At 59.3% G+C, this 13949-nt stretch carries 13 protein-coding genes; 10 read left to right on the forward strand and 3 right to left on the reverse strand.

All coding sequences use genetic code 11. The features are described from left to right. Positions 1–23: 23 nt before the first annotated feature. From acs to AC0ZWN_RS17980, 5 genes are all read left to right on the forward strand, one after another. Positions 24–1961, forward strand: a complete 1938-nt coding sequence (acs, locus tag AC0ZWN_RS17960; protein ID WP_476335957.1) for an acetate--CoA ligase — start codon at positions 24–26, stop codon at positions 1959–1961. A gap of 51 nt (positions 1962–2012) precedes the next feature. Next, positions 2013–2882, forward strand: a complete 870-nt coding sequence (locus AC0ZWN_RS17965; RefSeq protein WP_476335959.1) for an oxygenase MpaB family protein — start codon at positions 2013–2015, stop codon at positions 2880–2882. Between the two features lie 151 nt (positions 2883–3033). Then, on the forward strand, positions 3034–4050 hold the full coding sequence (locus tag AC0ZWN_RS17970; protein WP_476335960.1) for a class I SAM-dependent rRNA methyltransferase: 1017 nt from the start codon (positions 3034–3036) through the stop codon (positions 4048–4050). A 220-nt stretch (positions 4051–4270) separates the two neighbouring features. Then, positions 4271–7219 carry a DUF748 domain-containing protein gene (locus tag AC0ZWN_RS17975; protein WP_476335962.1) on the forward strand — a complete coding sequence of 983 codons (2949 nt, stop codon included), beginning with the start codon at positions 4271–4273 and terminating at the stop codon, positions 7217–7219. Further along, positions 7219–7515: a DUF2845 domain-containing protein gene (locus AC0ZWN_RS17980; RefSeq protein ID WP_093434887.1), complete on the forward strand. Its 297-nt coding sequence runs from the start codon at positions 7219–7221 to the stop codon at positions 7513–7515. The genes AC0ZWN_RS17975 and AC0ZWN_RS17980 overlap by 1 nt, the downstream gene beginning before the upstream one ends. Positions 7516–7800: 285 nt before the next feature. On the opposite strand, the gene AC0ZWN_RS17985 is transcribed toward AC0ZWN_RS17980, so the two are convergent. Together AC0ZWN_RS17985 and AC0ZWN_RS17990 are read right to left on the reverse strand one after the other, a co-directional pair. Next, positions 7801–8157, reverse strand: a complete 357-nt coding sequence (locus AC0ZWN_RS17985; RefSeq protein WP_047600285.1) for a BON domain-containing protein — start codon at positions 8155–8157, stop codon at positions 7801–7803. Between the two features lie 294 nt (positions 8158–8451). After that, on the reverse strand, positions 8452–8883 hold the full coding sequence (locus AC0ZWN_RS17990) for a pilin (RefSeq protein ID WP_095048680.1): 432 nt from the start codon (positions 8881–8883) through the stop codon (positions 8452–8454). Positions 8884–9109: 226 nt separating this feature from the next. Here AC0ZWN_RS17990 and pilB point away from each other — a divergent pair, with 226 nt between their 5' ends. The 5 genes from pilB to yacG are packed head-to-tail and all read left to right on the forward strand — an operon-like array spanning position 9110 to position 13721. Further along, a complete protein-coding gene (gene pilB, locus AC0ZWN_RS17995) occupies positions 9110–10810 on the forward strand; it encodes a type IV-A pilus assembly ATPase PilB (protein ID WP_095048681.1) in 1701 nt (566 codons plus the stop codon). Positions 10811–10812: 2 nt separating this feature from the next. Next, positions 10813–12030 (forward strand): type II secretion system F family protein, encoded by a 1218-nt coding sequence (locus tag AC0ZWN_RS18000; RefSeq protein ID WP_093434875.1) that lies wholly within the window; start codon positions 10813–10815, stop codon positions 12028–12030. A 1-nt stretch (position 12031) separates the two neighbouring features. Continuing rightward, entirely contained in the window at positions 12032–12904 is an 873-nt protein-coding gene (locus AC0ZWN_RS18005) for a prepilin peptidase (RefSeq protein ID WP_320413510.1), read from the forward strand. Then, positions 12901–13524, forward strand: a complete 624-nt coding sequence (coaE, locus tag AC0ZWN_RS18010) for a dephospho-CoA kinase (protein ID WP_476335964.1) — start codon at positions 12901–12903, stop codon at positions 13522–13524. The genes AC0ZWN_RS18005 and coaE overlap by 4 nt, the downstream gene beginning before the upstream one ends. Further along, entirely contained in the window at positions 13521–13721 is a 201-nt protein-coding gene (gene yacG / locus AC0ZWN_RS18015) for a DNA gyrase inhibitor YacG (RefSeq protein ID WP_095048684.1), read from the forward strand. The genes coaE and yacG overlap by 4 nt, the downstream gene beginning before the upstream one ends. Positions 13722–13727: 6 nt before the next feature. Here yacG and AC0ZWN_RS18020 read toward each other — a convergent pair whose 3' ends face one another. Continuing rightward, positions 13728–13943: a hypothetical protein gene (locus tag AC0ZWN_RS18020; RefSeq protein ID WP_007959584.1), complete on the reverse strand. Its 216-nt coding sequence runs from the start codon at positions 13941–13943 to the stop codon at positions 13728–13730. Positions 13944–13949: the final 6 nt, after the last annotated feature.

The raw sequence follows: 13949 nt of genomic DNA on the forward strand, positions 1-13949 counted from the left end.
CACCACAAGAATAAGGAACCGTCATGTTCGATATCAGCACGTTCCCCAAGGCCGATGCCGTCCGCCGGGCTGCGCAATTGAGTCAGGAAGACTATCGGCGCCTGTACCGCGAATCCATTGAACACCCCAGCACCTTCTGGGCCGAACAGGCCACGCGGTTCCTCGACTGGAGCACGCCGTGGCAGACCGTTCAGCGCTACGACCTGAAAACCGGTGAAGCCGCCTGGTTTGCCGGTGCGAAGCTGAACGTCAGTTACAACTGCATCGACCGCCATCTGGACAAGCGCGGCGATCAGACCGCCCTGCTCTGGGAGGGCGACGACCCGGCAGAATCAGCGCAAATCACTTATAAAAAACTCCATCACCACGTCTGCCGCCTGGCCAACGTGCTGAAAAGCCGTGGTGTGAAGAAAGGCGACCGGGTGTGCATCTACATGCCAATGATCCCCGAGGCCGCATACGCCATGCTCGCCTGTTCGCGGATCGGCGCAATCCATTCGGTGGTGTTTGGCGGTTTCTCCCCTGACTCCCTGCGTGACCGCATCCTCGATGCCGATTGCCGCACGGTGATCACCGCCGATGAAGGTGTGCGCGGTGGCAAGTTCGTCCCGCTGAAGCAGAACGTCGATAAAGCCCTGCAAAGTTGCCCCGACGTAAGTACTGTCGTGGTGGTCGAACGCACCCAGGGCAAAGTCGATTGGGTCGAGGGTCGCGACCTCTGGTATCACCAGGCTGTGCGCGAGGTCAGCGACGATTGCCCACCGGAGCCGATGGACGCCGAAGACCCGCTGTTCATCCTCTACACCTCCGGCAGCACCGGCAAACCCAAAGGCGTGCTGCACACCACCGGCGGCTACCTGCTGCAAGCGGCGATGACCTTCAAGTACGTGCTCGATTACCGCGACGGCGAAGTGTTCTGGTGCACTGCTGACGTCGGCTGGGTCACCGGTCACAGCTACATTGTCTACGGCCCGCTGGCCAATGGTGCGACCACGCTGATGTTCGAAGGCGTGCCGAGCTATCCGAGCAGTTCGCGTTTCTGGCAGGTGATCGACAAACACAAAGTCAATATCTTCTACACCGCGCCGACCGCCCTGCGCGCGTTGATGCGTGAAGGTGCCGAACCGTTGAAGGAAACCTCGCGCGCCAGCCTCAGATTACTCGGCAGCGTCGGTGAGCCGATCAACCCGGAAGCGTGGGAATGGTATTTCAATGTCGTCGGAGAACAGCGCTGCCCCATCGTCGACACTTGGTGGCAGACCGAAACCGGCGGCATCATGCTCAGTCCCCTGGTCAGCGCCCAGCGAATCAAGCCTGGCTGCGCCACGCAACCGATGTTCGGCGTGCAACCGGTGCTGCTCGATGAGCACGGCAAGGAAATCAAAGGCGCCGGCAGTGGCGTGCTGGCGATCAAGTCGAGTTGGCCAGCGCAGATCCGCAGCGTCTATGGCGACCCGCAGCGCATGGTCGACACCTATTTCAAACCCTACCCCGGCTACTACTTCACCGGCGACGGCGCACGCCGCGATGAGGACGGCGATTACTGGATCACCGGGCGCATCGATGACGTGATCAACGTCTCCGGCCACCGCATCGGTACCGCCGAAGTGGAAAGCGCACTGGTATTGCACGACAGCATCGCCGAGGCCGCCGTGGTTGGTTACCCCCACGACGTCAAAGGTCAGGGCATCTACGCCTTCGTCACTCCCATGAACGGCACCGAACCCAATGACGAGTTGAAGAAAGAATTGCTGGCCCACGTCAGCAAGGAAATCGGCAGCTTCGCCAAACCGGATCTGATCCAGTGGGCGCCGGCCTTGCCGAAAACCCGTTCAGGCAAGATCATGCGGCGCATCTTGCGCAAGATCGCCTGCAACGAACTCGACAGCCTGGGTGATACCTCGACCCTGGCCGATCCGAGTGTGGTGCAAGGCCTGATCGACAAGCGCCTCAATCAGTAACACCCCGGGCGCGGTCCATCGGCCGCGCCCTCCCTTCTTCACTGAGTGTTCATGGAATTCATCCGCAGCCGTATCGAACAGCAACTCATGAGCCTGACCGGGCTGTCGCTCGGTCAGCTCGACCTGGAAAACCCCAAGGGCGATCCCGGCCTGTTCGGCCCGGATTCGATCAGTTGGCAGGTGCACGGGGATTTCAGCAGCATGTTGATCGGCGGCATCAGCGCGCTGTTGCTGCAAGCTTTGCATCCGCTGGCATTGGCCGGGGTCTGGGATCATTCGAACTTTCGTGAGGACATGCTCGGGCGCTTGCGGCGCACCAGCCAGTTTGTATCCGGTACCACGTTTGGCTCGCGCCGGGACGCCGACTGGTTGATCGAGAAAGTGCGCACCATTCACCTGCAAGTGGTCGGCACCGCGCCGGACGGACGACCTTACGCGGCCAGCGATCCGGATTTGCTGACCTGGGTGCATGTGGCGGAAGTCAGCAACTTTCTTGCCGCGCATTTGCGCTATCGCAACCCGCAGTTGTCAGGCATGGATCAGGATCGCTATTACGCGGAAATCGCCGTGGTGGCTGAACGTTTGGGCGCGCGGGATGTGCCGAAATCGCGGCAAGCCGTGGCCGAGTATCTGCAACGCATGCGCCCGCAGTTGCTGTGCGACGAGCGCAGCCGCGAAGTCTTGCGCCTGCTGCTCGACGCCCCGGCGCCGAGTGTTCTGGCGCGACCGTTTGGCGATCTGATGATGAAGGCCGGGATCGACCTGTTGCCGGACTGGGCCAGCGACATGCTCGACGTCCGCCAGAGTTCGCTGCAACGGCAACTGATTCGCGCCAGCGTCAGACGCAGCGCACCGATGCTGCGCTGGGCAATGCGCAATGGCTCGGTACAACGCGCCAAACGCCGGATGGGCTTGAGCTGAAAACTTCGTCGGACGCCTTCGCGAGCAGGCTCGCTCCCACATTTGAAATGCATTCCCATGTGGGAGCGAGCCTGCTCGCGAAGGGCGCAACTCGATTGCCCGCCAAGCTGCTAAACTCCCGCGCCCCCATTCTCTCCAGCAAGGCGCCCGCATGTCTTCCTTGAATCAGGCGCTGCGCGCCGCCCTCGATCAACGCCAGGATCTGCTGGCCGAGTTGCACCGCCAGGGCACCGATTGCTATCGGCTGTTCCATGGCAGCCAGGAAGGCGCTGGCGGCCTGACCATCGACCGCTACGGCCCGCAACTGCTGGTGCAAAGCTTCCACCAGACGCTGGAGCGGAACGACCTGCTGCAACTGCACGGCATGGTTAATCAGAGCCTGGGGATGGAAACCTTGCTGGTTTACAACGACCGATCCCGTGGCAACTCGCGCATTGACCGCGAAGACAGCGTCTACAAAGCTGAAGACGCGGCACTGGCCGATCTGGTCGGCCACGAATGGGGCCTCAACTACCGGGTGCGCGGACGCCATGCCGGGCAGGATCCCTTGCTGTTCCTCGATCTGCGCAACACCCGTGGCTGGGTCAAGGATCACGCCCAAGGCAAATCCGTGCTCAACCTGTTCGCCTACACCTGCGGCGTCGGCCTCAGCGCGGCCGCCGGTGGCGCGCGTGAAGTGTGCAATCTGGATTTCGCCGAAGGCAATCTGGCGGTCGGTCGCGAAAACGGCCTGCTCAACCCGCAGTTGCCCGAGATGGAATTCATCCAGTCGGACTACTTCCCGGCCATCCGCCAACTCGCCGGGCTGCCGATCAGTCAGCGCCGTGGACAAAAACTGCCGAGCTACCAGCGCCTCGATCAGCGCCAATACGATCTGGTCCTGCTTGATCCGCCAGCGTGGGCCAAGAGCGCATTCGGCACTGTCGATTTGCTGCGTGACTATCAGAGCCTGCTCAAACCGGCCCTGCTGACCACCGCCGACAATGGCGTGCTGATCTGCTGCAACAATCTGGCGAAAGTCAGCATGGACGACTGGCGCGAGCAGGTGCTGCGCTGTGCCGAGAAGGCCGGGCGACCGGTGCGTGAGTGGAGCGTGATGTCCCCAGGCGCCGACTTCCCGTCGATGGATCAGCAACCGCCGCTGAAAACCCTGATTCTGCAGCTGTGACACTCCCGCACAGCCGACAACTATCCAATGTGGGAGCGAGCCTGCTCGCGAAAGCGGTGTGTCAGTCAACAGATAAAGCGACTGATACGACGCCTTCGCGAGCAGGCTCGCTCCCACATGGAAAGCGTTCCTACAGAAGAATCTGAACAATCCTGCTCCATGCGATGTACTTCGGAACCAGAATCGCGTGCCATACTCCAAGGCACTCCGATTCAGACAGATGAAGCCGCACATGCCCAAAGGATTGATTCGCGCGATTGGCGCCTTGTTGACTGCTCTGGCCCTCTACAGCCTGCTGGGGTTTCTGATTTTGCCGGGCATCGCCCTGCGTGTGGCCAATCAACAACTGGCCAACTACGCAACAGTGCCTGCGCATATCCAGCGTATCGAGCTCAACCCGTTCAGCCTTGAAGTTACCTTGTGGGGGCTGGTGATCGGCGAGCCGGGCAAGGAACAGATCGGTTTCGATCGCCTGTACGCCGACCTGCAAATCGACAGCCTGTGGACCAAAGCCCTGCATCTGGCCAACATCGAACTGGACAAGCCGAAGAGCGAAATCCTCTTCGCCAAAGACGGCAAGCTCAACCTGCTCGGCCTGTTCAATGTGCCGGCCAGCGAGCCGACCCCGGCCGACCCGGACGCCAAGCCCTTCCCGCTGCGCATCGACAACATCAAACTGGCCGGCGGCGTCGTGCACTTTGAGGACGTGCGCCCCAGCGAACCCATCGAGTTTCTCTACGATGACCTCAGCTTCGAGCTGAAAAACCTCAGCACCCTGCCCGAAGACAGCGCCGACATGACCCTGGTCGCCATCGGCCCGGCCGGTGGCCGGATCGACTGGAGTGGCAATTTCAGCCTGATCCCGTTCACTTCCGAAGGCACCCTGAAAGTCACCGACGGCAAGATGAAAGCCTTCTGGCCCTACGTGCGTGACTCGGTGCCTTTGGTACTCGAAGACGGCGTGATCAGCCTCAGCAGCGAATACAAACTCAATCTGTCGAAAGAAACCGAACTGCAGTTGAACAATGTCGCAGTGAGCATCGCGCCATTCGCCATCAAGGCTCCGGACGGGCGGCCACTGGCGAAACTCGAACGCCTCGACGTCAGCGAAACCTCGGTGGATCTGGCCAAACAACAAGTGGTGGTCGGCAAGATCCGCAGCAACAAACTGGAAACCTGGGCGGCGCTCGAAGCCGACGGCCAACTCGACTGGCAGAAACTGTTTGCCAGCCAGCCATCGAAACCGGCTGCCAAAGCGGCTGCCGAACCGGCGAACACACCGGCAGCTGCCGACTCGCCGAAAACCCCACCGGCGCCGAGCAAACCGTGGCAAGTGCTGCTCAAAGACGTGCAATTGCGCAATTACACCGTGCATCTGGCCGACCGCTCGGCCAAACCGGCAGTAGCACTGGACATCACACCGCTGAATGTCGATCTGCAGGATTTCGACAGCCTCAACGGCTCGCCCTTCAAGCTCAAGCTCGATAGCGGCGTGGGCAAACAAGGCAAGATCACGGCTGACGGCACGGTCAATCTCGCCCCGGTCAACGCCCAGCTCAATGTAAAAACCCAGGACATCGACCTGCGCGTCGCGCAGTCCTACATCAACCCATTCATTCGCCTGGAACTGCGCAGCGGCATGCTCGGCAGTGATCTCAAGGTCAATCTCAAGAGCACCGAGCCGCTGGCCCTAAGCGTCACCGGGCGCGCGCAGATCGATCAACTGCACACCCTCGACACCCTGAAAACCCGCGATTTCCTCAAGTGGCAGCAGGTGGTGGTCGAAGGCTTGAACTATCAGCACGGCGACAGCCTGTCGATTGACAAGGTCAACCTGTTCCAGCCTTATGTGCGGTTCATGATCAACGACGATCGCACCACCAACATCGACGACCTGCTGATCCCGCAACCGGCCGACAGTGGCGCGAAAAGCACCGCAGCGAAACAGGCCAGCAACGAGAAACCGTTGGGCATTCACATCGGTGGCATCGCGATCAACGACGGCTCTGCCAACTTCGCCGACTTCAGCCTGACGCCGAATTTCGCTACCGCCGTGCAACAACTCAACGGCCAGATCGGCACCATCGACAGCCGTCAGGCGAAACCGGCCAGCGTCGACATCAAAGGCAAGGTCGATCGCTATGCTCCAGTGACCATCAAGGGCGCGGTCAATCCCTTCGACCCGATGGCCAGCCTCGACATCGCCACCAGTTTCAAACGCGTCGAGCTGACCACGTTGACGCCCTACTCCGGCAAATTCGCCGGTTACCGCATCCGCAAGGGCCGGCTCAACCTCGACCTGCATTACCTGATTACCAAGGGCCAGCTAAAAGCCGAAAACAAAGTGGTGGTCGAGCAATTGCAGCTCGGTGAGAAAGTCGACAGCCCGGATGCTGTGAGCCTGCCACTGAAACTGGCGATTGCCTTGCTCAAGGACGTCGACGGCAAGATCTCCATCGAGTTGCCGGTGACCGGCGACTTGAACAACCCGCAATTCAGCGTGATGCCGATTGTCTGGCAGACCCTGCGCAATCTCATCGTCAAAGCCGCTGCCGCACCCTTCAAAATGATTGGCGGGCTGATCAGTGGTGGCAGTTCGCAAGACCTTGGCACCGTGTCGTTTGCTCCGGGTTCCAGCGAGTTGAGCAAGGATGCCGAAGCGGCGCTGATCAAACTGTCTCAGGCGCTCAAGGAGCGCCCGGCCCTGCGTCTGGAAATCGAAGGCACTGCCGCGCAGAGCAGCGATGGTCCATTGCTCGCCGAGCAGCGTCTGGAGCGTGAATACCAGTACAACTACTACAAGATGCTCCAGCGTCGCGGCGATAAAGTCCCGGCGCAGGCGTCATTGCTGCAAGTGCCGGACAACGAGAAAGGTCCACTGCTCGAAGGCATTTACCGCACCCGCCTGAAAACCCAGCCACCGGCGCAATGGAAGGATCTGGGCAAGGAAGAACGCACGGCGAAGATGCGCGAAGGCGTGATCAAGTTCTGGAGTGGCAGCGAGGTGTTGTTGCGTCAGTTGGGTCAGGACCGTGCCAGCAGCATCAAGGATTATCTGGTCGATAAAGGCCAGCTGGCAGACGACCGCGTGTACTTCATCGACGCCAGTCTCGGTGAAGCCGAGAGCGATGGCCGCGTGGTGACGCAAATGCACCTGGATGCCGAATGATGAAACTGCAGTGGCTGGCCTTGATCGCAATGACCTTCGCGGCCAGCCACGCCTCGGCGTCCGATACCCTGCGCTGCGGCAGTCAACTGATCAGCCTGGGCGACCGTTCCAGCGAAGTCCTGCAAAAGTGTGGTGAGCCGGTCAGCCGTGATGTCTTGGGTTACAAGCGCAGCGCCAACCGCCGCGAGGAGTTTCAGGTCGAGGAATGGACCTACGGCCCGAGCAACGGCATGTACCAATACCTGCGCTTCGAAGGCAACCGCCTGCGGCAGATCAACAGCAAACGCGGTAACTGATCCAAATCACTTACCCATGTGGGAGCGAGCTTGCTCGCGAAGGCGTCTGGTCAGTCAAATCCATTGTGACTGGCATACCGCTTTCGCGAGCAAGCTCGCTCCCACAGTTGTTTTGCGGTGCCCTTCGATTCTTTCGTCCCTGAAATAGAACAGGCCCCGACACAAGTGCCGGGGCCCGTAATGGTCACATCCGTGTGACCGTTCGCATGAACTCTAAAGTTGCGGCAGACGTATTGCTCGGCCCGTCTGTCGCGCCTTCTCCCGGTCCAGGCGAGAAGTCATGCCTTACTCGGCTTTCAGGCCGTCAGCGGAGACCGCTTTAACGCCTTTGATTTTCTTGGCGATCGCAACAGCAACGTCTTTCTGCGATTCAGTTACAGCAGTAGTCGACGAAAGCGATACAACGCCTTTGTTGGTTTCTACTTTGATGTCAGTACCTGGAATGCCTTTTTCGGTGACCAGGTCAGCTTTGACTTTGGTAGTGATCCAAGTGTCGGAAGTAGCTTCTTTAGCCTGGGTGACTTCACCGGCAGCCAGAGTCATTGGAGCCTGGGTAGCCTGAGTGGATTGTGCGAATGCACCGGAAGCCATGGTCAGGGTCAGCGCGGTAGCAGCAGCGGCAGTGATAGCGAACTTCTTCATACGAGTAACTCCTGTTTTTCTGGAAAGTCTGCTGGTTGTCTTGTCAGCAGGGTTACCAAGGTAGTTGCGAACGCTGTGCCAACTTTTTAGAACGAACAATATTCTTAATAATCAACAACTTACAGATATCACCAATTTCCGAAATCATGCAATTTGCATGAACTGGCCAATGTTCGCATGCAAGTTGCGGTTTTTGGGAAAGTTCCTAAGACGCTGAAATTATTGAAGCTTTTTAGAAGTGTGAACCAAGAAAAATGCCCCGCATTGCGGGGCATTTGGCAGTCCATCAACAACTCAGGTACCGCTGGCAGTACATCCTTTTGGCGAATAGTCCGGTGCAACGGTCGTACCGCAAGTCCATACGCCCGCACCGGTTCCGGAGGAACGAGTAAGCGTGATGGTTTTATCCAGCACCGGACCTGGCGCATTTTTAATCGTGCAGACGATCGAACCTGCACCCGAAGATGCGGTACCTGTTGCAGACACTGAGCAGTTGGAGGTTAAAACAGTTGCACTGCCAGCCACGTTTGTATTGGTAGGATCGGTGCCCTGATTGATCACATCCTCAAACGGCACTTTCATCGCACTGATTTCCGCCAGCCCCGCCGTCACCTTCGACCGCGCCTGATACTTGGAATACTGCGGCAAGGCGATGGTCGCCAGAATCCCGATGATTGCCACCACGATCAGCAGTTCGATCAGCGTAAACCCTTGTTGTTTTTTCATAGACACGCTCCATGCATGAGTCGAAATCTCATGATCTGAAAGTGACGCAGCATAGGCCATGCCAATGCCTTCAAGACCCGCCCATTGGGGCGCGAAGCGCTTGCAACGCCAATTCCTACAACCTGCAACCGCACTATCTGACACTTTTTGTCACCTGCACCCGCCGTGTTTGGCGCTGTCACTTGACTAGGCTATAAGTCATGAACGGCAAGCGTGCGGAATCCCCATGAATGACATCGCTCTGAGCGGTCTGGCCAAGCAATTGGTCCAGGCCGAACTGCTCACGGAAAAAAGCGCCCAGCAAGCTTGGCAACAGGCCCAACGCAATCGTCTGTCGCTGGTCAGCTATCTGGTGCAGAACAAACTGGTCAAGAGCTCACAGGTCGCCGAGATCGCCTCCGAGCATTTCGGCATGGCCTTGCTTGATCTCAATTGCCTGGACAAGGAAACCCAGCCCAAAGGCCTGGTCAGCGAAAAACTCGTGCGTCAGCATCACGCCATGCCCTTGTGGCGTCGCGGCAACAAGCTGTTCGTGGGCATTTCCGACCCGAGCAATCATCAAGCAATCAACGACATCCAGTTCAGTACCGGGCTGAGCACCGAAGCCATTCTGGTCGAGGACGACAAACTTACCGATGCCATCGAAAAATTCTTCGACACCCACACCAGCGGTCTCGAGGACATGGCCGATGTCGATCTCGACGGGGTCGATGTCGAGTCCGTCGACGACAGCAAGCAGGACGCCATCGGCGGCCTCGACGCCGACGATGCGCCGGTGGTGCGCTTCGTGCACAAGATGCTGCTCGACGCGATCAAAAGCGGTTCTTCCGACTTGCACTTCGAGCCTTACGAAAAAAACTACCGGGTGCGGGTGCGCACCGACGGCATCCTGCGCGAGGTTGCCAAACCGCCGATTCAACTGGCCGGGCGCATCGCCGCACGCCTGAAAGTCATGGCCAGCCTGGATATTTCGGAACGGCGCAAACCTCAGGACGGGCGGATCAAGATGCGCCTGTCAAAAAGCAAATCAATCGACTTCCGGGTCAACACCCTGCCGACCCTGTGGGGCGAAAAAGTGGTGATCCGGATTCTCGATCCGTCCAGTGCGCAGATCGGTATCGACGCGCTCGGCTATGAGCCCGAGCAAAAGGATCTGTACATGGCTGCACTCAAGCAGCCACAGGGCATGATTCTGGTCACCGGGCCGACCGGTTCGGGGAAAACCGTATCGCTGTACACCGGCCTGAACATCCTCAACACCGTCGACATCAATATCTCCACCGCCGAAGACCCGGTGGAGATCAACATGGAAGGCATCAACCAGGTCAACGTCAATCCCAAGCAAGGGCTCGACTTTGCCCAGGCACTGCGCTCGTTTCTGCGTCAGGACCCGGACGTGATCATGGTCGGTGAGATCCGCGACCTGGAAACCGCCGAGATCGCCATCAAAGCCGCGCAGACCGGTCACCTGGTGCTCTCGACCCTGCACACCAACAGCGCTGCGGAAACCCTGACGCGCCTGCACAACATGGGTATTCCCGGTTTCAACATCGCTACCTCGGTCAGCCTGATCATCGCCCAGCGCCTGGCGCGCAAACTGTGCAGCCACTGCAAAAAAGCCATCGAGATCCCGCGCGAAACCTTACTCAAGGAAGGCTTCCCCGAGGAACGCATCGGCCATTTCACGATCTACGAGCCGGTCGGTTGCGATCACTGCAACGGCGGTTACAAAGGACGCGTGGGGATTTATGAAGTGGTGAAAAACACACCGGAGCTGCAACGCTTGATCATGGCCGAAGGCAATTCGCTGGAAATCGACCTGCAGATGCGCCGCGACGGCTTCGACGACCTGCGCACCTCCGGGCTGCACAAGGCCATGCAAGGCATCACCAGTCTTGAAGAAATCAACCGGGTCACCAAGGACTGAACATGGCGGTCAAGGCAGCAAAAATCAGTATTTATGCCTGGGAAGGCACGGACAGAAAAGGCAGCAAAGTCACCGGTGAATTGAGCGGACAGAACCCGGCGCTGATCAAGGCACAATTGCGTAAACAGGGGATCAATCCCGGCAAGGTGCGCAAGAAATCCGCGTCATTGTTGAGCTTTGGCAAACGCATCAAGGCCCGGGACATTGCCCTGTTCACCCGGCAGATGGCGACCATGATGAAAGCCGGCGTACCGCTGTTGCAGTCGTTCGACATTATTGGCGAAGGCTTTGATAACCCGGCCATGCGCAAACTGGTGGACGACGTGAAACAGGAGGTCGCGGCCGGTAACAGCTTCGCCGCAGCCCTGCGCAAGAAACCGCAGTATTTCGACGAGTTGTATTGCAACCTGGTCGATGCCGGCGAACAGTCCGGCGCCCTCGACACCTTGCTCGAACGCGTCGCGACCTATAAGGAAAAAAGCGAAAGCCTCAAAGCCAAGATCAAGAAAGCCATGACCTATCCCACCGCCGTGGTGCTGGTCGCGGCTGTTGTCACCGGGATTCTGCTGGTCAAAGTAGTGCCACAATTTCAGTCAGTGTTTTCCGGTTTCGGCGCCGAACTGCCGGCGTTCACCCTGATGGTGATCAGCCTGTCGGAATTCATGCAGCAATGGTGGTGGGCCATTCTCGCTGCGCTGGTCGCGGCCATTTTCGGCACCCGCCACGCGCTGAAAACCTCCCAGGCACTGCGCGATCGCAAAGACACCTGGCTGCTGAAACTGCCACTGGTGGGCACGCTGATGTACAAGTCCGCCGTGGCGCGATTCGCTCGAACCTTGTCCACCACGTTTGCCGCCGGTGTGCCGTTGGTCGAAGCGCTTGACTCGGTGGCCGGCGCCACCGGCAACGTGGTCTTCAAGCGAGCCGTGCTGCGCATTCGCCAGGACGTGTCCACCGGTATGCAGCTGAATTTCTCGATGCGCAGCACCGGGGTCTTTCCCAGCATGGCCGTGCAAATGACCGCGATTGGCGAAGAGTCCGGCGCCCTGGATGACATGCTCGACAAGGTTGCGGGCTTTTACGAGGAAGAAGTGGATAACATGGTCGACAACCTCACCAGCCTCATGGAGCCGTTCATCATGGTCGTGCTGGGGGTAATCGTCGGCGGGCTGGTGGTGGCCATGTACCTGCCGATATTCCAACTCGGCTCAGCGATCTGACATGCCTATCGACGAACTGTTTGCCGTGTATCCGCTAGCGTTTGTCGGCACCGCCCTGCTGCTGGGCCTGGTGGTCGGCAGCTTCCTCAATGTGCTGATCTGGCGCCTGCCGAAAATGCTCGAACGCGACTGGCGCCAGCAGGCACACGATGTGCTCGGTTTGCCCGGCGAAGCCTCGCAACCCGTCTACAACCTGATGCTGCCGCACTCCGAATGCCCGCATTGCGCCCACCGGATTCGCCCGTGGGAGAACGTTCCCCTGCTCAGTTACCTATGGCTGCGCGGGCGCTGTTCAGCTTGCTCAGCTCCGATCAGCAAACGTTATCCGTTGACCGAGCTGGCCTGTGGGCTGCTTTCGGCCTTCATCGCCTGGCACTTGGGTTTCGGTTGGCCGGCGTGCCTGCTGATCGTCCTCACCTGGGGTCTGCTGGCGATGAGTCTGATCGACACCGAGCATCAACTATTGCCTGATGTGCTGGTGTTGCCGTTGCTGTGGCTGGGGTTGATCGTCAACAGTTTCGGCCTGTTCGTGACCTTGCACGATGCGTTGTGGGGCGCGGTGGCCGGTTATCTGGCGCTGTGGTCAGTGTTCTGGCTGTTCAAACTGCTGACTGGCAAGGACGGCATCGGTCATGGTGATTTCAAGCTGTTGGCGCTGCTGGGGGCATGGGGCGGCTGGCAGATTCTGCCGCTGACGATTCTGTTGTCATCACTGGTCGGCGCCATTATCGGGGTGATTTTGTTGCGCCTGCGCGAGCAGAAAACCTCGACGCCAATCCCCTTCGGCCCTTATCTGGCAATTGCCGGCTGGATTGCCTTGCTCTGGGGTGGTCAAATAACCGCCTTCTATTGGCAGTTTGTCGGTTTGAAATGAATACCCCTGTGGAAAAACCCTGGATTCTCGGCCTCACCGGCGGCATCGGCAGCGGCAAAAGCGCAGCGGCTCAGCACTTCATTGATCTGGGTGTCCACGTGGTGGATGCCGATCACGCGGCACGCTGGGTGGTTGAGCCGGGGCGTCCGGCGCTGGCGCAGATTGCCGAACACTTCGGTCCCGGTGTGCTGCAGGCCGATGGCACACTGGACCGCGCCGCCCTGCGTAAACTGATCTTTGAAGTGCCGGAGCAACGCCGTTGGCTCGAAGCCCTGCTGCATCCGTTGATCGCCGAGGAAATCGCTCATCACCTGGCGCAGGCAAAATCGCCTTACGCGATTCTTGCGTCGCCGCTGCTGATCGAATCCGGGCAATACGCGATGACCCAGCGCATTCTGGTGATCGACGCTCCGCAACAATTGCAGATCGAACGCACCTTGCAGCGTGACCAGACCAGCGAAGCGCAGGTTCAGGCGATCCTCAAGGCTCAGTCGAGCCGCGAAGAGCGTGTGAGCCGCGCCGACGACGTAGTGGTCAACGACCGCGACCTCGCCTGGCTGCACAGCGAGGTCGAGCGCCTGCATCACTTTTACCTGACTTTATCCGGAGGCCAAGCATGAGCCAGATCCCCACCGTTGAATGCCCGACCTGCGGCGCCCCCGTGGAATTCATCCCCGAAAACAAGTTTCGGCCGTTCTGCTCTGATCGCTGCAAGCTGATCGACCTCGGCGCCTGGGCGTCGGAAGAACACAAGATTCCGGTCGCACCGGATGCCGAGGACGAACTGTTTTCCGGCGACTTCGATCCGCGTCACTGATCTCGATCAGGGCCGCATAAAGCCGTAGTCCTGATCGTCGTCGAGGTTTTCCGCCAGAAAGCGCAACTCGTCGGCCAGGTCTTCGGCGTTGCGCACGGCCTTGCTCTGCTGCACCACCGCACTGAGCAAGGCGCGCAAACTCAACCCCGGGTCGAAACCCACTTCCTGCGCCATCTCCAGACTCTGCCGGGTTTCCTGCCTGGCCCACTCGTAAACACTCATGCCGCT

It is taken from the genome of Pseudomonas sp. 3B-A001-10F, assembly GCF_056313565.1.